Annotated in this window: 17 protein-coding genes; 7 read left to right on the top strand and 10 right to left on the bottom strand. The window is 72.4% G+C overall.

The features are described 5' to 3' along the window. The first annotated feature begins 346 nt into the window (after window positions 1-346). Complete coding sequence (gene trpS / locus ACWC9R_RS35120) at window positions 347-1,366, top strand: tryptophan--tRNA ligase (RefSeq protein WP_450737737.1); 1,020 nt, start codon at window positions 347-349, stop codon at window positions 1,364-1,366. 54 nt (window positions 1,367-1,420) lie between these two features. Here the strand turns inward: trpS and proC are convergent, their stop codons facing one another. From proC to ACWC9R_RS35105, 3 genes are all read right to left on the bottom strand, one after another. After that, the gene (gene proC / locus ACWC9R_RS35115) at window positions 1,421-2,230 is read right to left on the bottom strand and encodes a pyrroline-5-carboxylate reductase (protein ID WP_450737735.1); all 810 of its coding nucleotides are present in this window, start codon (window positions 2,228-2,230) and stop codon (window positions 1,421-1,423) included. A 103-nt stretch (window positions 2,231-2,333) separates the two neighbouring features. Next, a complete protein-coding gene (locus ACWC9R_RS35110; protein WP_450737733.1) occupies window positions 2,334-3,113 on the bottom strand; it encodes an ABC transporter permease in 780 nt (259 codons plus the stop codon). Next, window positions 3,110-3,907, bottom strand: a complete 798-nt coding sequence (locus tag ACWC9R_RS35105) for an ABC transporter ATP-binding protein (RefSeq protein WP_450737731.1) — start codon at window positions 3,905-3,907, stop codon at window positions 3,110-3,112. Before ACWC9R_RS35105 ends, ACWC9R_RS35110 begins: the two co-directional genes overlap by 4 nt. Window positions 3,908-4,201: 294 nt before the next feature. Here ACWC9R_RS35105 and ACWC9R_RS35100 point away from each other — a divergent pair, with 294 nt between their 5' ends. From ACWC9R_RS35100 to ACWC9R_RS35090, 3 genes are all read left to right on the top strand, one after another. Then, window positions 4,202-4,600, top strand: a complete 399-nt coding sequence (locus tag ACWC9R_RS35100; RefSeq protein ID WP_450737729.1) for a hypothetical protein — start codon at window positions 4,202-4,204, stop codon at window positions 4,598-4,600. 221 nt (window positions 4,601-4,821) lie between these two features. After that, window positions 4,822-6,390, top strand: coding sequence for a SulP family inorganic anion transporter (locus ACWC9R_RS35095; RefSeq protein ID WP_450737728.1), 1,569 nt, complete (start codon window positions 4,822-4,824; stop codon window positions 6,388-6,390). 58 nt (window positions 6,391-6,448) lie between these two features. Continuing rightward, window positions 6,449-7,876 carry a M1 family metallopeptidase gene (locus tag ACWC9R_RS35090; protein ID WP_450737726.1) on the top strand — a complete coding sequence of 476 codons (1,428 nt, stop codon included), beginning with the start codon at window positions 6,449-6,451 and terminating at the stop codon, window positions 7,874-7,876. Window positions 7,877-8,051: 175 nt separating this feature from the next. Here the strand turns inward: ACWC9R_RS35090 and ACWC9R_RS35085 are convergent, their stop codons facing one another. From ACWC9R_RS35085 to ACWC9R_RS35075, 3 genes are all read right to left on the bottom strand, one after another. Further along, entirely contained in the window at window positions 8,052-8,903 is an 852-nt protein-coding gene (locus ACWC9R_RS35085; RefSeq protein WP_450737725.1) for a class I SAM-dependent methyltransferase, read from the bottom strand. A gap of 345 nt (window positions 8,904-9,248) precedes the next feature. Then, window positions 9,249-9,788: a hypothetical protein gene (locus ACWC9R_RS35080; RefSeq protein WP_450737723.1), complete on the bottom strand. Its 540-nt coding sequence runs from the start codon at window positions 9,786-9,788 to the stop codon at window positions 9,249-9,251. 193 nt (window positions 9,789-9,981) lie between these two features. Next, window positions 9,982-10,302: a peptidase gene (locus tag ACWC9R_RS35075; RefSeq protein ID WP_450737721.1), complete on the bottom strand. Its 321-nt coding sequence runs from the start codon at window positions 10,300-10,302 to the stop codon at window positions 9,982-9,984. Between the two features lie 228 nt (window positions 10,303-10,530). Here ACWC9R_RS35075 and ACWC9R_RS35070 point away from each other — a divergent pair, with 228 nt between their 5' ends. After that, complete coding sequence (locus ACWC9R_RS35070; RefSeq protein WP_450737720.1) at window positions 10,531-13,149, top strand: protein kinase domain-containing protein; 2,619 nt, start codon at window positions 10,531-10,533, stop codon at window positions 13,147-13,149. Window positions 13,150-13,303: 154 nt separating this feature from the next. Here the strand turns inward: ACWC9R_RS35070 and ACWC9R_RS35065 are convergent, their stop codons facing one another. Beyond that, on the bottom strand, window positions 13,304-13,495 hold the full coding sequence (locus ACWC9R_RS35065; protein ID WP_450737739.1) for a hypothetical protein: 192 nt from the start codon (window positions 13,493-13,495) through the stop codon (window positions 13,304-13,306). 202 nt (window positions 13,496-13,697) lie between these two features. Between ACWC9R_RS35065 and ACWC9R_RS35060 the strand changes: the two genes are divergently transcribed. Both ACWC9R_RS35060 and ACWC9R_RS35055 read left to right on the top strand, forming a co-directional pair. Then, the gene (locus tag ACWC9R_RS35060) at window positions 13,698-14,540 is read left to right on the top strand and encodes a helix-turn-helix domain-containing protein (RefSeq protein WP_450737718.1); all 843 of its coding nucleotides are present in this window, start codon (window positions 13,698-13,700) and stop codon (window positions 14,538-14,540) included. Further along, complete coding sequence (locus tag ACWC9R_RS35055) at window positions 14,522-14,734, top strand: DUF397 domain-containing protein (RefSeq protein ID WP_450737716.1); 213 nt, start codon at window positions 14,522-14,524, stop codon at window positions 14,732-14,734. The genes ACWC9R_RS35060 and ACWC9R_RS35055 overlap by 19 nt, the downstream gene beginning before the upstream one ends. Before the next feature lie 82 nt (window positions 14,735-14,816). Here the strand turns inward: ACWC9R_RS35055 and ilvD are convergent, their stop codons facing one another. The 3 genes from ilvD to ACWC9R_RS35040 all read right to left on the bottom strand — a co-directional run bounded on the left by ilvD (window position 14,817) and on the right by ACWC9R_RS35040 (window position 18,387). After that, entirely contained in the window at window positions 14,817-16,667 is a 1,851-nt protein-coding gene (ilvD, locus tag ACWC9R_RS35050; RefSeq protein ID WP_450737715.1) for a dihydroxy-acid dehydratase, read from the bottom strand. A 248-nt stretch (window positions 16,668-16,915) separates the two neighbouring features. Continuing rightward, the gene (locus tag ACWC9R_RS35045; RefSeq protein ID WP_450737713.1) at window positions 16,916-17,566 is read right to left on the bottom strand and encodes a TetR/AcrR family transcriptional regulator; all 651 of its coding nucleotides are present in this window, start codon (window positions 17,564-17,566) and stop codon (window positions 16,916-16,918) included. Further along, on the bottom strand, window positions 17,563-18,387 hold the full coding sequence (locus tag ACWC9R_RS35040) for a sugar phosphate isomerase/epimerase family protein (protein ID WP_450737712.1): 825 nt from the start codon (window positions 18,385-18,387) through the stop codon (window positions 17,563-17,565). Before ACWC9R_RS35040 ends, ACWC9R_RS35045 begins: the two co-directional genes overlap by 4 nt. Window positions 18,388-18,660: the final 273 nt, after the last annotated feature.

The following is an 18,660-nucleotide window of genomic DNA, read 5'->3' as shown; positions in this document are numbered from 1 at the left end:
CCGAAATCGTTCCCGGTGAGGGGCCGTGCAGTAGTGGTGTGCCGCGAAGCGGCGGGATGGCTGCCCGGGGCCGTCGGCTCCGTGGCAACTCGGAGGACACTACACGAGGGGTTGGGGTTGTTCAAACCCGTGCCAGGCACGGGTTGTGGGGGTACTTTGGGCCCATGACTACGCATGCGCTCGTACAGCAGTGGTGGCTCGCCTGACGGCGGCCGACCACAGCGCATGCAGGACCACGGCCGCCGCTTCGGCGGCCGTTTGCGTATCTCCCTCTCGTAGCCGGCCGGTGAGGTCGGCGGTCTCGACGCGCACTCCTTGGGGAGTGCGGGAGAGAAGGACGGACGAGATGGCGATGACGACGGACGCGCGGACGCGGATCTTCAGTGGGGTGCAGCCGACGGGGCATCTGACGCTGGGGAACTACCTCGGGGCGGTGCGGCGGTGGGCGGCGGAGGACCAGCACCGGGCGGACGCGCTGTTCTGTGTGGTGGATCTGCACGCGCTGACCGTGGAGCACGATCCGGCGCGGGTGCGGCGGCTCAGCCGGCAGGCGGCGACGCTGCTGCTGGCCTCGGGGCTGGAACCGGAACTCTGCACGGTGTTCGTGCAGAGCCATGTGGCCGAGCATCTGCGGCTGTCGTACCTGATGGAGTGCACGGCCTCCGACGGGGAGATGCGGCGCATGATCCAGTACAAGGAGAAGGCCGCCCGTGAGCAGGCGCGCGGCGGGAGTGTGCGGTTGTCGTTGCTGACGTATCCGGCGCTGATGGCGGCGGACATCCTGGCGTACGGGACGCATGAGGTGCCGGTCGGGGAGGACCAGGCGCAGCATGTGGAGCTGACGCGGGATCTGGCGGTGCGGTTCAACCAGCGCTACGGGGCGACGTTCGTGGTGCCGCGGACGACGCTGCCGGTGGTGGCGGCGCGGGTGATGGATCTGCAGGAGCCGACGTCGAAGATGGGGAAGTCGGGTGCCCGGACGGCGGGGGTCGTCTATCTGCTGGACGAGCCGGACGTGGTGCGGAAGAAGGTGCTGCGGGCGGTGACGGACACCGAGCGGGATGTCGTGTACGACCCGGAGCAGCGGCCCGGGGTGGCGAATCTGCTGAATGTGCTGGCGGCGTGTGCGGGCGGCGATCCGCGGCGGCTGGCCGAGGAGTACGACTCGTACGGCGCGCTGAAGAAGGACGTGGCGGAGGCCGTGGTGGAGACGCTGCGGCCGGTGCGGGAGCGGCATGCGGAGCTGGCCGCCGATCCGTCGGCCGTGGACGCGGTGCTGCGGCGCGGTGCCGAGCGGGCGCGGGCCCTCGCCCGGCCGCGGGTGGACGCGGCGTTCGAGGCGGTGGGGCTGCTGCCCGCGGGGTGAGGACCGGGCCTGCCGGGGGCGCGGTGGCCGCCGCGTCCCCGGGGAGGCTGTGGGTCAGCCGTTGCCGGAGGCGAGTTCGCGGCTGCGGTCGCGGGCGGCTTCCAGGGCGGCGATGAGGGCGGCGCGTACGCCGTGGTTCTCGAGTTCGCGGATGGCGTTGATGGTGGTGCCGGCCGGGGAGGTGACGTTCTCGCGGAGCGTGACGGGGTGTTCGCCGCTGTCGCGGAGCATCACGGCGGCGCCGATGGCGGCCTGGACGATGAGGTCGTGGGCCTTGTCGCGGGGCAGGCCGAGGAGGATGCCGGCGTCGGTCATGGCCTCGACGAGGAAGTAGAAGTAGGCCGGGCCGGAGCCGGAGAGCGCGGTGCAGGCGTCCTGCTGGGACTCCGGGACGCGGAGGGTCTTGCCGACGCCGGAGAAGATCTCCTCGGCGCGGGTGAGGTGGGCGCCGGTGGCGTGGGTGCCGGCGGAGATGACGGACATCGCCTCGTCGACGAGGGCGGGGGTGTTCGTCATGACCCGGACGACGGGGGTGCCGGCGGCCAGGTGCTCCTCGAAGTAGGAGGTGGGGATGCCGGCGGCGCCGCTGATGACCAGGCGGCCGGCGGGGAGGTGCGGGGCCAGCTCGCGCAGGAGGGTGCCCATGTCCTGGGGCTTGACGGTGAGGATGAGGGTGTCGGCGGCCTCGGCGGCCTCGGCGTTGCTCACCGCCTGGACGCCGTAGCGCTCGTGGAGCTGGGCGGCGCGTTCCGGGCGGCGGGCGGTGACGAGGAGGTCGGAGGGGGCCCAGCCGCCCCGGATCATTCCGCTGAGCAGGGCTTCGCCGATCTTGCCGGTGCCGAGTACTGCGACCTTCTGGGTCATCGTGCGGGTTCACCTTTCCGCTGCGCTGGGCGTTTCCCGGCCATCCTCGCACCGTGGGGGTTCCGGTCCGGGGTCGGCCGCCCCGCAGCGGCGGCGCACCGCGTCACGTCGTGCGGCGGCGGAGGGTGGCGGCGCCGAGGGCGAGGACGAGGAGGGCGCAGGCGGTGACGACGATCGTGTCGCGGAGGAAGTCGCCGGTGAGGTCGGGGTGGTGGAGGACCTGGTTCATCCCGTCGACGGCGTAGGACATCGGGAGGGCGTCGGAGAGCGCCTCCAGGGCCGGCTGCATGGTGTCGCGCGGGGTGAACAGGCCGCAGAGCAGCAGCTGGGGCATCAGGACGGCGGGCATGAACTGGACGGCCTGGAATTCGGAGGCGGCGAAGGCCGAGACGAACAGGCCGAGGGCGGTGCCGAGGAGGGCGTCGAGGACGGCCACCAGGAGGAGCAGCCAGGGCGAGCCGGTGACGTCGAGGCCGAGGAGCCAGACGGACAGGCCGGTGGCGAGGGCGGACTGCACGAGGGCGAGCAGGCCGAAGGCGAGGGCGTAGCCGCCGATCAGTTCGGCCTTGCCGAGGGGCATGGCGAGCAGGCGTTCCAGGGTGCCCGAGGTGCGTTCGCGGAGGGTGGCGATGGAGGTCACCAGGAACATCGTGATCATCGGGAAGATGCCGAGCAGGGAGGCGCCGATGCCGTCGAAGGTGGCCGGGCGGTCGTCGAAGACGTAGCGCAGCAGGGCGATCATCGCGCAGGGGACGACGAGCATCAGCGCGATGGTGCGCGGGTCGTGGCGCAGCTGGCGCAGGACGCGGGCGGCGGTGGCCAGGGTGCGGGAGAGGGAGAAGGGCGTGGTGGCGGGGGCCGCGGTGCGGGGTGCGGTGGTCATCGCGCGGACTCCTGGGGGGTGCTGGGGCGCGGGGGCCGGGTGGCGGCCGTGGCCTGGTCGACGAGGTGGAGGAAGGCGGCCTCGACGGTGGCGGAGCCGGTGCGGTCGCGGAGGGCGTCGGGGGTGTCCTCGGCGAGGAGGCGGCCGTCGCGCATCAGGAGCAGCCGGTGGCAGCGTTCGGCCTCGTCCATGACGTGCGAGGAGATGAGGAGGGTGGCGCCGCGGTCGGCGGCGAGGGTGTGGAAGAGGTGCCACAGGTCGCGGCGGAGGACGGGGTCCAGGCCGACGGTGGGCTCGTCGAGGACGAGGAGTTCCGGGGTGCCGAGGAGGGCCACCGCGAGGGAGACCCGGCTGCGCTGGCCGCCGGAGAGGGCGCCGGCGAGGGCGTCGGCGTGGCCGGTGAGGTCGACGTCCTGGAGGGCGCGGGTGACGCGTTCGCGGCGCAGGGCGCGGGCGGAGCGGCCGGGGTGCAGGACGGCGGCGAAGTAGTCGAGGTTCTGGTGGACCGTGAGGTCGTCGTAGACGGACGGGTCCTGGGTGACGTAGCCGATGCGGGGGCGCAGCCGGGGGTCGCCGGCGGGGTGGCCGAGGACGTCGAGGGTTCCGGTGACCTTGGCCTGGGTGCCGACGAGGGCGCGCAGGAGGGTGGACTTGCCGCAGCCGGACGGGCCGAGCAGGCCGGTGACCTGGCCGCGGGGCACGTCGAAGGCGAGGGCGTCGAGGACGGTGCGGCCGCCTCGGGTGACGGTGAGACCACGGGCGTGGACGGCGGGGTCACCGCCATTATTCATCATGCGATGAATAATCCTCCGGGGCGGGACGGACGTCAAGGCCGCTAACAGGACGGGAAGGGAACGGGCCGCGGGGCGGGGCGGTTGGGCCATGGGGGTGGTGATCCGGACAGGTGTGGTGCGGAAGAGGCGCGTGGTGGGGATCTGCGTGCACCGGCGGGCGCCGTAGTGAAAGAAACCGGCCGTTCTTGGTCGATAACTCCGCGTTTACAGGGTGGTTACAAACCGACTTGCGGTCCTGCATGTCCGCTTGGACACAATGGGATGACCTGTCCAGGCGCGCCGGAAGGGGCGACGATGGCGAAGACCAGGGTCCGCGGCCTCGGCCGGCTCCTGTTGATCGTCATGGCCGTCCTGCTGGCCTTGCCCATGGGCGCGGAGGGCGTGTACGGGGAACGCCTCACGGCCGCCCCGCCCGCCAACGGCACCGGCCGTACCGCTCCCCCGGCCCCCGACTGGACGTCGGACCCCTCCGAGAACCCGGAATCCGGCGGCGACCGCTGCCCGCCGCGCCGCGACGGGCGGTCCACGGCCTCGGTGTCCGCACCGGCGCCACCGGCCACCACCGTCTCGACCGCCGCCCCCGTACGGAGCAGGAGCCGGCTGCCGCTGGCCGCCCCGCTGACCGGCCGGCAGGCCGTACCCCTGTCGAGATCCGGTGAACTACCCGTCCAGCACCTCGTCTTCCGCTGCTGAGAGCTGAGAGCTGCCCCCAAGGGCCTCCCCCGGCCCGCGCATCCGACGGTTCCAGCCGTCCTTTCCTCATGGCGCGCACCGCGCGGCAGTGCACGGCAGCCGGCGATCGCAGCACCCCGTGCGGCGGATCGCCGCCGGCTCCCGGTACCGCTCCGCGTCCGCTCGTGCGTATCCGTGCGCACCCGTGCGCCACCGCATCTCGCACCGCTGGAGGCATCCCCATGCGTAGGTTCCGTACTGCCCGGCAACACTCCTCCCGGCCGTCCATACCCTCACGGCAGGCGCTGTCGGACTGGCGCGCCGACTTCACCTCCTCGCTGGTCGTCTTTCTCGTCGCCGTCCCGCTGTGTGTCGGGGTGGCCGTCGCCTCCGGGGTACCGGCCGAACTCGGGCTGATCACCGGGATCGTGGGCGGGCTGCTCACCGGATTACTGCCGGGCAGCAGCCTGCAGGTCAGCGGTCCGGCCGCCGGGCTGACCGTGCTCGTCTACGAGGCCGTGCAGGAGTACGGGCTCGGCACGCTGGGTGCGCTGGTGCTGATCGCCGGGGTGCTGCAGCTGGCCATGGGGGCGCTCCGGCTGGGGCGCTGGTTCCGGGCCATCTCCGTGGCGGTCGTCCAGGGCATGCTCGCGGGCATCGGACTGGTGCTGATCGCCGGGCAGTTGTACGCCCTGGTGGACGCCCGCGCGCCGGGCAACGGGCCGGCGAACCTGGGCGGGCTGCCGGAACTCGCCGTGGACACCGCCGGGTCGGGCGGCGCGCTGACCGCGCTGGCGGTCGGTGCGGGGACCATCGTGCTGCTGGTGGCGTGGCCGAAGTGGCGGCGGGCGGCGCGGGTGCTGCCGGCGCCGCTGGTGGCGGTGGCCCTGGCCACGGTCGTGGTGTTCGTGCTGGATCTGCCGGTGGCCCGGGTAGAAGTGTCGGGCCTGCTGGAGGTCGTCCAGCCACCGGGCGGCGCGGACTTCGCGCGGCTGACGGAGGCGGGGGCGCTGGCCGGTGCACTGGGCACGGTGCTGGCGTTCACCCTGATCGCCTCGGCGGAGTCGCTGTTCAGCGCGGCCGCGGTGGACCGGCTGCACGACGGGCCGAAGACCGACTACGACAAGGAGCTGATGGCGCAGGGCGCGGGCAACACGGTCTGCGGGCTGCTCGGCGCGCTGCCGATGACCGCGGTGATCGTCCGCAGCGCCGCGAATGTGCAGGCCGGAGCCCGGACCAAGGCCTCGCGGGTACTGCACGGCGTCTGGCTGCTGGTCTTCGCGGCGGCGTTCCCGGCGGCGCTGGGCGTGGTGCCGCTCGCGGCGCTGGCCGGCGTACTGGTGCATGCGGGCGTCAGGCTGCTCCCGGTGAAGCAGTGGCGTCCGCTGTGGCGGGAGCACCGGGGCGAGGCCGTGGTGCTCGCCGCGACGGCGGTGGCGATCGTGGCCACCAACATGTTCGAGGGGGTGCTGCTGGGACTGCTGATGGCGGTCGCCAAGTCGGCGTGGGAGACCTCGCACGTCCACCTGGAGATCGTCGGGCTGGACGACCCGGCGGGCGACACCGCGGCGGCCGGTTCACGGCCGCGGCGGCCGATCCGCGTACGGGCCCTCGGCAACGCCACCTTCCTCCGGCTGCCCAAGCTGCTCGACCAGTTGGAGGCGCTGCCCAAGGACCGTGACGTCGAACTGGACCTGACCGGGCTGCGGCATCTCGACCATGCCTGTGCGGCCGCGCTCGGGGCCTGGGAGGAACAGCGCCGGGGCCCGGACGGCACCGCGCGGCAGGAGGCTCCGTCCGTCGCCCCCTAGGACACCGTGTGCGAAGGGCCGGTGCGGGAGCGGAAATGACCGTAGGGTCGGGACGCTGATGTCCGCCGACCCCGGGAGTGCTGTGAACCGCCGGCCCCTTCGCAGTTGCGGTGCGACCGCCGCCCTCTCCGTCGCTCTGCTGCTCTCCTCCTGCACCAGCAGTGGTGTGCGGGGGACGGCGGGCAGCGGCGGGGTGGGCGACCCTCTCTTCCCCTCGCTCGGCAACGGCGGCTACCAGGTGCGCCATTACGGTCTCGACCTCGACTACGACGTCAGGAAGCGGCACCTGGACGCGACCGCCGAGATCACCTCCGAGGCGCGCACCGACCTGCGGTCCTTCCAGCTCGACCTGCAGGGCCTTCGGGTGACGAAGGTGCAGGTCGACGGCGAGGACGCGGAGTTCTCCCGTAAGGGCCACAAGCTGATCGTCCGGCCCGCCGAAGGGATCGGGAAGGGCGCGGAGTTCCGTACCCGCGTCGCCTACCAGGGCACGCCGCAGGAGATGAAGGACCCGGACCATTCGACGGAGGGCTGGGTCAAGACCCGCGACGGGGCGTTCGTCGCCGGTGAGCCCGCCGGATCGATGACGTGGTTCCCGGGCAACAACCACCCCCGGGACAAGGCCACCTACGACTTCACGATCACCGTGCCGAAGGGCTACACCGCCGTCGCCAACGGGGAGCTGAAGTCCGAGCGGACCTCCGGGGGCCGCACCACCTTCCGGTGGCACAACGGACGGCCGATGGCCAGCTACCTCGCGACGGCCGGCATCGGCAGGTTCGAGGTCCACACCTCCCGTACGCCCGAGGGGCTGCCGCTGTACGTGGCGGTGGACCCGGCGGAGGCCAAGGCCAGCAAGGAGGCCCTGGGGAAGCTGCCGGAGATCGTGAAGTGGGAGAGCAAGCTCTTCGGGCCGTACCCCTTCTCCTCCGCGGGCGCGATCGTCGACGACACCCCGAAGCGGATCACCTGGATCGCCCTGGAGTCCCAGACCAAGCCGGTCTACGCGGGGGCGCCGGACACCGCGACCGTGGTGCACGAGATGGCCCATCAGTGGTTCGGCGACTCGGTGACCCCGAAGACCTGGGCGGACACCTGGCTCAACGAGAGCTTCGCGACCTACGCCGAGTGGCTGTGGGAGGAGCGCGAGGGCGGCAAGACCCCGCAGGAGCAGTTCGACGCGCTCTACGAGGACACCCGGGACCCCTCACGCTGGGCCTTCCCGCCGGGCAAACCCGGGCAGGCGAAGAACGTGACCGGCACCCCCGTGTACGAGCGGGGCGCGATGCTCCTCCAGGAGCTGCGCAACGCCGTCGGCGACAAGACCTTCTTCTCGATCCTGCGCGAGTGGCCCGCCAAGTACCGCTATCGCAACGCCGACGCACAGGACTTCATCGACTTCTGCCAGGAGCGCACGGACGTGGACCTGGAGCCGCTGTTCAAGAAGTGGCTGTACGAGAAGGGGAAGCCGGAGCTGGACGACTGAGGGGGGCGGTGTGGGGGCGTCGTGGGGGCCGAGTTGCGCGGCTCGGTCGCGGCGGGTGCGCCGCTGGTTCACCTGGGTGCGGTCGGGGTGCGGTCCGGGGTGGAGGCGGGGCTGGGCCCGGCCTGTATCTGCCGGTTGGCGGGTCTTGGGCGCGGGGCCGTTGGGCGCGGGGCCCTCAGTCCGTCCCTTGGGACGGGGCGGGCGGTCGGAGGGTGACGGTGAGGTCGAGGGCGTAGGCCTCCTCGACGATGCCGTCCGGGAAGACCTCGCGCAGGGCCGCCCGCTCGGCCTCGAGGACGGGGGCCGCGGCGGCCAGGCCGATGGCGGATAAGTACGAGCGGCTGCCCAGCATCGCGAGGTGGGTGTCGACGGGGACCCGCCGGGTCCAGTGCAGCACCCGGGAGACGGGGTGCAGGCCTAGACCGAGGCCGCGGATCAGGTCGGGGGCCTCGGGCGCGACGCTGTGGCTGTGGTACTCCGGCAGGCTGCGGGCGATCCTGGCCTCCTGTTCGGCGGCCCAGTCGACGTCCGGGTCCGGGACGTTCCACCAGAGGGCGAGTGCGCCGCCGGGGCGCAGCACCCGCAGCGCTTCCGGCACGGAACGGGCCGGTTCGGTCCAGTGCCAGGCCTGCGCGTAGCCGACGAGGTCGAAGCCCGCGTCGTCGCGGAACGGCAGTGCGTCGCCGAGGGCACGGACCAGGGGGACGGCGGGGTGGGCGGCGTGCAGCTCGGCGGTCATGGCGGCGCCCGGCTCCACGGCGGTGACCTGCGCGCCGCGGTCGGCCAGCAGTCCGGTCGCGATGCCGGTGCCGGCCCCTACGTCCAGCACCCGCGCTCCCGTCAGGGGGCGGCCGGCCAGCTCCTCGATCGCGTCGAAGAGCGCTGGTGGGTAGCCGGGGCGGGCGGCGGCGTACTGGGCGGCCACCGCGTCGAAGGCTCGGGCGAGGGTGGCGTGCCGGGGCGGCTCGCTGGAGGGCAACGGCGTTGATTTCGGGGTGAGTTGATACTGCTGGGGGTTTTGTGGCATGCGGGTCATCTTGCCCGATGGGGGTGGGGTGGGTGGGCGGTTTGCCGGTGGGTGTGCGGTTGCCGGTGGCTGGGCCGCGTGCGCCTACGGGTGGTGGGTGGTGGGTCGGAGGGGACGCCCGGTAAGCCTCCCCCAGCCTTCGGCCGGGAGGTGCCCCCATCGGCGCGGGCGGTCCTGGTCCCGGAGGTTGGGAGCCCCGTTGTTCGCTCCGGGTCCTGCGGGCGGCTCACCGGGCATCCCCTCCGACCGCCGTCCGTGGGCCGCTGTCCCGTCATACGGATCGCCGTTACGGCGCCGCCCCCAACGGGGTGCCTCACCGGGTGGGTGCGCTGCCCACCGAGCCGTTCAGCGGCGCTTCTTCGGCCGGGGCTTTCTTGCGGCGGGGTTGCCGGTGCGGTTGCCGCGGCGGCGCTCGTGGCGTTCGCGGGCGGTGGTGTACTCGGTGCGGCGCAGCTTCTCGCCGGGGGCCTCGACGAGGCTGCGGCAGAAGTAGGCGAGCAGTGAGCCGATGAAGCCGATGAACATCAGGCTCTGCCCGGACTTGTCATCCGCGCTCCCGGCTGCCGGGTCGGGGCGTCGTACGAAGCCGTCCCAGGTGCGGCGGAAGGCCAGGGCGCTGCAGATGGCGAAGCCGGCGACGACGAGGATGCCGACGAACGGGCCGACGTCGGCGATCTCCAGGCCCTGGAACGCGAAGCGCAGCACGGCCGCGCCCGCTGTGGCGAGCACGAGTGAGCCCACCGCGACGCCGGCCCGGCGCAGGCCGTAGCCGCCGTCGTGGTGGAGCCAGGTGGTGCCGAAGAACCGGATCGCCTCCGGCTCGGGACCGCCGGACGCGGCGCCGACCGGCTCCGGGCTCCCCGAGGACCGCTGCTCATCGCTCATGACATCGATTATCCCCGGCGGGCCCGGTCACTCGGCGATCCATGGCTGGCCGGGTCACCTGGCGATCCGCGGCAGGCCCGGTCGCCTGGCACGCCCGACGTTGCTCGGTCACCCGGCAGGCCTGGGCGTTGCCCGGTTGCCCGTCGGTCTTGGTGCTGCGGCGTTCCGGGACCGTGGCCGGTGGCGCTGGGGCTCAGGTCGTGCAGCGTGGTGCGACCATGCCGCTGCTGCCGGTGCGGACGTAGGTGTCGGAGATGTACTGGCCGGGCGCGATGTTGTCCCAGATGTTCGAGGTGCCGTACGGGCCGCTGACCTTCTCGCCGTGCTGCTGGCAGCGGATCTGGACGGTGGCACCCTCGGCGAGCTGGCGGACGACCGGGTAGTCGGTGCCGGGGCCCTTGCGGACCTTGACGCGGTAGCCGGGCGCGACGGGATAGGTGAGACCGCCCGCCGCGGCGGCGAGCGTCTGGCCGTCGGCCGCTTCCACGGCGCCCTGATGGTCCTGTGTGGTCATTTCGTTCTCCCCCGTTGGCGATGGTGGCGACATGGCTCGTGGAGCCGCTCGTGCGGGACTTCACACGCCATGCGCGGAGTTGCTCGTGGAGCAACACGTGAAGCCGCTCGGCGCGGTTCCACAGCGCGCACGCTAGCAAGCCTCATTCATCTCGTACGCGCCATCGACTAGGCTCCGCGCGTCGCACTTGCGACCGAATGGCACGGGTAATGACACGGGGGTGGAACCATGCCATCGCTGCGCGATTCCGGCATCAATCCGGAAGCGGAGCATCCGGAATACGCCGGCCAATACCGCCTGGAGGCTCGGCTCGGCTCCGGCGGAATGGGCGTGGTCCATCTGGCGCGCTCGTCCTCCGGGCTGCTGCTCGCGGTGAAGGTCATCCATGCCGAATTCGCCCAGGACCCGGAGTTCCGGGGGCGGTTCCGGCAGGAGGTGGCGGCCGCGCGGCGGGTCAGCGGGGCCTTCACGGCGCCCGTCGTGGATGCCGACCCGGACGCCGAACGGCCCTGGATGGCGACCCTCCACATCCCCGGCCCGACGCTCTCCGATCATGTGAAGCGGAACGGTTCGCTGGCGGTCGGCGAGGTGCGGCAGCTGGCCTCGGGGCTCGCCGAGGCGCTGCGCGACATCCATCGCGCCGGGGTGGTGCACCGCGATCTGAAGCCCGGAAATGTGCTGCTGGCCACAGATGGGCCGAAAGTCATCGACTTCGGCATTTCGCGGCCCTCGGACAGTGAAATGCGCACCGAGACCGGCAAGTTGATCGGCACCCCGCCCTTCATGGCGCCCGAACAGTTCCAGCGGCCGCGTGAGGTGGGTCCGGCGGCGGATGTGTTCGCGCTGGGGTCGGTGCTGGTGCACGCCGCCACCGGACGCGGCCCGTTCGACTCGGAGAGCCCGTATCTCGTCGCCTATCAGGTGGTGCACGACGAGGCCGATCTGACGGGTGTGCCCGAGGAGTTGGTGCCCCTGGTGGAGAGCTGCCTGGCGAAGGACCCGGCGGACCGGCCGACTCCGGACGCGCTGATGGAGCTGCTGCGGACGGACGTGCCCCGCCCTGATGTGCCGATCGGCGATCTGCTGCGGGGTGGCGCCGAGGCGGGCAAGGTGGAGTTCCACGGCGCCCCGGTAGCGGGCGAGGCGGTCGCGGGCCACGCACTGCCCGACGCCGCGCTGCCGGGCGGCGCGCTGCCCGACCCGGCGCTGTCTGCCGCGCGGATTCCGGAGCAGCGGCAGCCAGGAGCGCACCGCTCGGAGCCGCCGCAATCAGGGTCGCCCTGCCCGGAACCGCCGCAACCAGGGGCGCCCTCCTCGGAGCCGTCGCAACCGGGAGCGCATCGCCCGGAGCCGGAGCCGCCGCAGCCGGTACGGGCCGAGGCCGCTCCGTCGCGTGCCGAGACCACGCATGTGCGCGCCCCCGCGCCGCTCGCCGGCCCCGACGCACCCGACGCCCCCGGACACCCCGAGTCCCCTGGCCACCCCGGTTTCGACCACCTTGGTTCCGGCCTCCCCACGGCCCCTGCCGCACCCCACCGCCCCACCCGCACCCACTCCCCCAGCGCCCACTCCTCGCGCTCCCACCCCTCCCCCGCGCGCTCGCGCCTCCGCGCCCGTCGCCGCTGGCCCCTCTGGGCCGCGCTCGCCCTCGTCGTGACCGGAGCCGGAACGTATGCGGGCGTCCAGGCCCTCTCCCTCGGCGGCACCAGCCGGGACCCGGCCCTCCAGACCCATCCGTCACGCGAGGGGAACGCCGACTTCCGCCCGTGGCACACCACCCTCGTCAAGCGCCCCAAGGGCCACGAGGCCGAGCTCGCGCACTGCACCACCGGTTCCAGGGCCGTCTTCTGCGGCCAGCCCGGCGTACTGGCCGCCCGGCTCGACCCGGACTCCGGCCGCGTGGCGTGGCGCAGCAAGGACGCCACCGCCACCGGAAAGCAGGCGGCGAAATGGGCCGTGTCCCGGACCGCACCGGTGCTCTCCGGCGGGCTGCTGTACGTCTTCTCCTCCGACGGCAGCCGGCTGCTGGCCCTCGACCCGTCGCCGGGCGGCCGGGGCGCCACCCGCTGGACCAAGGACGTCTCCGGGTACGAGGGCGGCGCCAAGGTCGTCGGCGACCGCATCCTGCTGGCCGCGGCCGACGGCACGGTCACCGCGCTGGACAGCGCCACCCACCGGCAGCGCTGGCAGAAACGATTCCCGGGGCATCAGCTGCCGCTCTTCGCGTCGTTCGGCGCGCCGCACACCGCGTACGCGGCCGAGCCCACCCCCGACGGGAAGGCCACCCAGGTCACCGCCATCGATCCGGCCGACGGCACGGTCCGCTGGGCGCGACGGCTGCCCGGGACGCTGACCGTGGCCGGTTCCGGTTCGTCCGGGGCGCTCTTCCTGACCGTCACCGACGCGACGCTCTCGTTCCGCACCACCGCCGTCGTCCGCTACGACCCGGCCACCGGCCACAGCCGCCGCCTCAAGCTGACCGCGCCGCTGGACGGTGCGTCCGCCGTGGTGGACGGCGATTCGGTGTACCTGCTGGCCGAGGGCGGCGCCCTGCAAGCCGTCGGCCGGCGGACCTGGGACACCGAGACCTCGGTCAGCCGCGGCTCGGCACCGGTGGTGAGCGGCGGACGGCTCTTCTTCACCGCGGCGGACGGCCGGCTCCTCGCGGTCGACGCCCGGTCGGGCGAGATGCTGGGGCAGACGCCGCCACGGATGAACGGGCGGCACAACGGCTTCGTGGAGACGCTCCCGGCCCCGCGTACGGACGGCCCCCGCGGCCGGGTCTACGCGGCGGCCCCGGACGGCACGGTGTTCTCGGCGGCGACAAAGGACCCGGCGGGCTGGTGAGGGGCGGGCCCGCCGCCGCCCTCATGGCAGCGGCAGGCACAGGTCTCGCGCCGTACGCCGGGAACGCCGGCGGTCTCCGCCGCGGGGACGCCCTTGTCACACGCCGGATGCCTGCCGACATGGCAGGCCGGCGACACGTACGGGGCACACCCGCTCACGGGGCGGCCTTCTTCAGCACCGCGATGAGCCGGCGCGCCGTCTCCACGTTGCAGCGCCCCAACTCGACCAGGACGCGCGGCGGTTCGTAGCCGTACGTCACCGGGTCGACCATCAGCGACGGCAGCACGATGCCGGTCCGCCGCAACGCCGCGGCCAACTCCTCACAGGCCGCCTCGGCCTCGGCCATCGGGTCGGTCACTGCCCTTCGTTCCCTCACCATGAGTGCCACTCCTGTCTGCCGTTTACCTGCGTGAGACCCCGGAGCGCCACTACTGTGCGTATTCCGGCCTTCACGAGAATGGCCGGGAAAAAGGGCGCGAATACCACCTGCAGGATGTATTTCGCCGCCACGCACCGTTAGTTCCACACCTTCCACGGAGGAGGTCGCCATGCCACCGAGGCGAGCGGTCACCGGTCGGAGCCAGGAGCCGCGTCAGCGCTACGTAGAAGAGCTGCGATTACTGCGACAGCAGAAGGGCGACAGCCTGCGGCAGCTCGGCGACGTACTGGGGTGGGACTGGTCGCTCTTCGGCAAGATGGAGAAGGGCGAGACCCTCGGCGGCCCGGAGGTCGCCCAGGCCTTGGACCAGCACTATGGGACGCCGGGACTGTTGCTGACGTTGTGGGAGTTGGCACTCGGCGACCCGAGCCAGTTCCGCGAGCAATACCGGCGCTACATGTCACTGGAATCCGAGGCGGTGAGCCTGTGGCACTACGCCGTGGGCGTCCTGCCCGGTGTGCTCCAGACGGACGCGTACGCACGTGAAGTCCTTGTAGCAGGTGGCCTCAAGGGCCCGGAGCTGGCACTGCAGGTCGAAGCACGCGTAGGGCGCCGCGGGTTGATCACGAGCGAGGACCCGCCGCGGTTTCGCACCATCCTGTCGGAAACGGTGCTCCGTACGCCGCTGTGCAGTGGACAGGCATGGCGAGAGCAACTGCAGCACTTGGCCGAGGTAGCTGAGCGGCCGAACGTGACCCTCCAGGTACTTCCTCACGGTGCCCGGCTGCATTCGCTCGCGAGTACGGACGTCATGTTTCTGCGACTGCCGGATGGGGGCACTGTGGCCTACACCGAGAGCGCACTCCACGGCGAACTGGTCGAGGAAACAGGCTCGGTTGAGCGTCTGCAACGCGCGTACGATGCTGTTCGCGATCTCGCGTTTTCCCCAGCCGAGACGCGGAAGTTCATCGGGCAGACGTTGGAGGAAGTGCCGTGCGAACCATCGACCTGAGCACCGTTACGTGGCGCAAGTCCAGCTACAGCAACTCGGACGGCGGCCAGTGCATCGAGGTCTCCGACGACCTCCCCGCCCTCACCCCCGTCCGTGACAGCAAGAACCCCCACGGCCCGGCGCTGGTCTTCGAGGCATCCACCTGGTCGTCCTTCGTGAGCGCCGTGAAGGACGGGCACCTGCCCGGCGCCTGACACCGCGGCCCCACAGACCGGCCCCCGTCGCTCGCCCGTGACGGGGGCCGTTGCCGTACGCCGGACCTGCCGGTCCCCGGCCTCACCCCAGCAGGGTCACGTCCCGCACCGCGCCCTTGTCCGCGCTGGTGGCCATCGCCGCGTAGGCGCGCAGGGCCTGGGAGACCTTGCGTTCGCGCTGCTTGGGCGCGTAGACGCCGCCCAGGGCCGCACGCCGGGCCGCCAGCTCCTCCTCACTGACGAGGAGTTCGATGCCGCGGTTGGGGATGTCGATGCGGATGCGGTCGCCGTCCTCGACGAGGGCGATGGTGCCGCCGGCCGCCGCCTCGGGGGAGGCGTGGCCGATGGAGAGGCCGGAGGTGCCGCCGGAGAAGCGGCCGTCGGTGACCAGGGCGCAGGTCTTGCCCAGGCCGCGGCCCTTGAGGAAGGACGTCGGGTAGAGCATCTCCTGCATGCCGGGGCCGCCCTTGGGGCCCTCGTAGCGGATGACGACGACGTCGCCCTCCTTGACCTGCTTCTTGAGGATCTTGTCGACGGCCTCCTCCTGCGACTCGCAGACCACGGCGGGGCCCTCGAAGGTCCAGATGGACTCGTCGACGCCGGCGGTCTTCACGACGCAGCCGTCCTCGGCGATGTTGCCCTTGAGGACCGCCAGGCCGCCGTCGACGGAGTAGGCGTGCGCCATGTCGCGGATGCAGCCGCCGGCCGCGTCCACGTCGAGGCTGTCCCAGCGTTCGGACTGCGAGAAGGCGGTCGCGGAGCGCTTGCAGCCGGGGGCCGCGTGCCACAGCTCGACGGCCTCGTCGGAGGGGGAGCCGCCGCGCACGTCCCAGGTCTTGAGCCAGTCCTCGATGGAGGCGCTGTGGACGGTGTGCACGTCCTCGTTGAGCAGACCGCCGCGGTAGAGCTCGCCGAGGATGGCGGGGATGCCGCCGGCGCGGTGCACGTCCTCCATGTAGTACGTGCCGCCGGGGGCGACGTTCGGGGCGACCTTCGCCAGGCAGGGCACCCGGCGGGAGACGGCGTTGATGTCGTCCAGGTCGAAGTTCAGGCCGGCTTCCTGCGCCGCGGCGAGCAGGTGCAGGATCGTGTTGGTCGAGCCGCCCATGGCGATGTCCAGGGCCATCGCGTTCTCGAAGGCGGCGCGGCTGCCGATGTTGCGCGGCAGGACGGTGTGGTCGTCCTCGTCGTAGTGCCGCTTGGTGATCTCGACGACCGTGCGGCCGGCGTTCTCGTACAGCGCCCTGCGGGCGGTGTGGGTGGCCAGCGTCGAGCCGTTGCCGGGCAGCGAGAGGCCGATGGCCTCGGTCAGGCAGTTCATCGAGTTGGCGGTGAACATGCCGGAACAGGAGCCGCAGGTCGGGCAGGCGTTCTCCTCGATGCGGAGGATGTCCTCGTCCGAGATCTTGTCGTTGACGGCGTCGGAGATCGCGTCGACGAGGTCGAGGGTGCGGACGGTGCCGTCGACGAGGGTGGTCTTGCCGGACTCCATCGGGCCGCCGGAGACGAAGACGGCCGGGATGTTGAGGCGCATCGCGGCCATCAGCATGCCGGGGGTGATCTTGTCGCAGTTGGAGATGCAGATCAGCGCGTCCGCGCAGTGCGCCTCGACCATGTACTCGACGGAGTCGGCGATCAGGTCGCGGGAGGGCAGGCTGTAGAGCATGCCGCCGTGGCCCATCGCGATGCCGTCGTCGACCGCGATGGTGTTGAACTCGCGCGCGATGCCGCCCGCGGCGTGGATCGCCTCGGAGACGATCCGGCCGACCGGCTGGAGGTGGGTGTGGCCGGGCACGAACTCGGTGAAGCTGTTGGCGACCGCGATGATCGGCTTGCCGAAGTCCTCGCGCGCTACGCCGGAGGCCTGCATAAGGGCTCGGGCGCCGGCCATGTTGCGGCCATGGGTAACGGTGCGGGACCTCAGATCAGGCACGGTGGGTCACTCCCTCGGGATCGTCCGTACGACCGCCGGTGCCGGTACCCGGCCCCCTGGCCGCGTACCGGGCGGCGTCATATATCAGCTCCTGTCGAGATTACGCTCCTGATCCAAGATCTGGACAGCCTCTCCGGCATGTGAGACGTCTGACCGCAGTGCGGACAGCGGATCGGGAGGAGTTCTCGCAGGTCCGGGGCGTCGGCGGGCCGGTGGGGCGCCCCAGAGGGGTACTTGTCAGGGCTGCGTCACGGCTGGGTCAGATACCGCTGGAGGGTCGGCGCGACCATGGCGATGATCTCCTCCGGGTCCGCCGAGGCCACCGGGTCCATCTTGATCACATAGCGCAGCACGGCGATCCCGATCAGGTGCCCGGCGGCCAGCTGCACCCGGAACTCCGGGTCGGGGACGTCCAGTTCACCCGCGACCCGCTGGAGCATCCGGCGCTCGATGAGGCCGCGCAGCACGGCCGCCGCGGTGTCGTTGGTCAGCGCCGAGCGCATGATCGCCAGCAGCGCGGGACGGCTGACCGGGTTCTCCCAGATGCCGAACATGAAGCGGGCCATCCGCTCGCCCACGTCAGCGCCGCCGCCCGCCAGCGCGTCGGGCATGGTCAGCGCGGGCCCGAAGGTCAGCTCGATGGCCGCCGCGAAGACCTGCTCCTTGGTGCCGAAGTAGTGGTGGACCAGCGCCGCGTCCACCCCGGCCGCCTTGGCGATACCGCGGACCGAGGTCCTGTCGTAGCCGCGCGCGGCGAACTCCGTACGGGCCGCGGCCAGGATGCGCTCCCGGGCTCCGGGGCCGGCCTCGGCGGCGGCGCGGGCCGGGCGGCCCCGGCGGCGGGCCGGTGCGGGTGGCGTGCCGGGCTCCGGGGACGCGTCGTCCCGGCCACCGCTCACGAGCCCGGGACCCAGGTCGGCGAGGCGAGGTGCAGCCGGGTGAAGGCGAGCGCCTCGGCCAGGTCGGCCTCGCGTTCGGCGGCGGACATCGCCCGGCGGGTGTTGACCTCGACGACCACATGGCCGTCGAAGCCGCTCGTGGCCAGCCGCTCCAGCACCGCGGCGCAGGGCTGGCTGCCGCGGCCCGGCACCAGGTGCTCGTCCTTGGCGGAGCCGTTGCCGTCGGCGAGGTGGACGTGCGCCAGCCGGTCACCCATCCGCTCCACCATCTCCAGCGCGTCGTTGCGCGCGGTGGCGGTGTGCGACAGGTCGACCGTGAAGTGCCGGTAGTCGTCGTTGGTGGGGTCCCAGTCGGGGGCGTACGCGAGCATCTCGCGGTCCCGGTAGCGCCAGGGGTACATGTTCTCGACGGCGAACTTCACGTCCGTCTCGTGCGCCATCCGCCACACGCCGCGGACGAACTCCCGTGCATAGCTGCGCTGCCAGCGGAACGGCGGGTGCACGACCACCGTGGAGGCGCCCAGCTTCTCCGCGGCGTTACGGGCGCGCTGGAGCTTGACCCACGGGTCGGTGGACCAGACCCGCTGGGTGATCAGCAGACACGGGGCGTGGACGGCCAGCACCGGCACCCCGTGGTAGTCCGAGAGCCGGCGCAGCGCCTCGATGTCCTGGCTGACCGGATCGGTCCACACCATGACCTCGACGCCGTCGTAGCCGAGGCGCGCGGCGATCTCGAAGGCCGTCGCCGTCGACTCCGGATACACCGAGGCCGTGGACAGCGCGACCTTCGCATCCGGGATGCGCACCACTGGCTCTGTCACGAAGGACAGCGTACGGGCCGGGGCTGGGGGCAGGGCAGGAGGTCCGGACACCCGTGGCCCGCCGCCGGGGGACGGGCCCCGGGCGGGGAGGGCGGAACGGGCGACACCGGACGGCACGGACTCCGGCGGCGTGACGAGTCTCACGCGCGCCGGGTGCGCGACGGCGCCACCGCGCCCGCTAGGACCTGTCGTCAAACTCCCGTCGTTCGCCCGAAGGGCGGCCCCGCGGCGTCTGGTGCGTGCGATCGCAAGGCGGAGGGTCGCCCCGATACT

The organism is Streptomyces sp. NPDC001219 (assembly GCF_053597915.1).
Note: the sequence above shows the minus strand (reverse complement) of the source record. Positions and strands in the feature narration are given on the sequence as shown.

Bases quoted from the DNA above. Each gene is read 5' to 3' on its own strand.
- trpS (WP_450737737.1), top strand. From the start codon at position 347: ATGGCGATGACGACGGACGCGCGGACGCGGATCTTCAGTGGGGTGCAG.
- proC (WP_450737735.1), bottom strand. From the start codon at position 2,230: ATGACCCAGAAGGTCGCAGTACTCGGCACCGGCAAGATCGGCGAAGCC.
- ACWC9R_RS35085 (WP_450737725.1), bottom strand. From the start codon at position 8,903: ATGCCACAAAACCCCCAGCAGTATCAACTCACCCCGAAATCAACGCCG.
- ACWC9R_RS35075 (WP_450737721.1), bottom strand. From the start codon at position 10,302: ATGACCACACAGGACCATCAGGGCGCCGTGGAAGCGGCCGACGGCCAG.
- ACWC9R_RS35065 (WP_450737739.1), bottom strand. From the start codon at position 13,495: ATGGCCGAGGCCGAGGCGGCCTGTGAGGAGTTGGCCGCGGCGTTGCGG.
- ACWC9R_RS35095 (WP_450737728.1), top strand. From the start codon at position 4,822: ATGCGTAGGTTCCGTACTGCCCGGCAACACTCCTCCCGGCCGTCCATA.
- ACWC9R_RS35110 (WP_450737733.1), bottom strand. From the start codon at position 3,113: ATGACCACCGCACCCCGCACCGCGGCCCCCGCCACCACGCCCTTCTCC.
- ACWC9R_RS35070 (WP_450737720.1), top strand. From the start codon at position 10,531: ATGCCATCGCTGCGCGATTCCGGCATCAATCCGGAAGCGGAGCATCCG.
- ACWC9R_RS35100 (WP_450737729.1), top strand. From the start codon at position 4,202: ATGGCGAAGACCAGGGTCCGCGGCCTCGGCCGGCTCCTGTTGATCGTC.
- ACWC9R_RS35060 (WP_450737718.1), top strand. From the start codon at position 13,698: ATGCCACCGAGGCGAGCGGTCACCGGTCGGAGCCAGGAGCCGCGTCAG.
- ACWC9R_RS35090 (WP_450737726.1), top strand. From the start codon at position 6,449: ATGTCCGCCGACCCCGGGAGTGCTGTGAACCGCCGGCCCCTTCGCAGT.
- ACWC9R_RS35105 (WP_450737731.1), bottom strand. From the start codon at position 3,907: ATGATGAATAATGGCGGTGACCCCGCCGTCCACGCCCGTGGTCTCACC.
- ACWC9R_RS35080 (WP_450737723.1), bottom strand. From the start codon at position 9,788: ATGAGCGATGAGCAGCGGTCCTCGGGGAGCCCGGAGCCGGTCGGCGCC.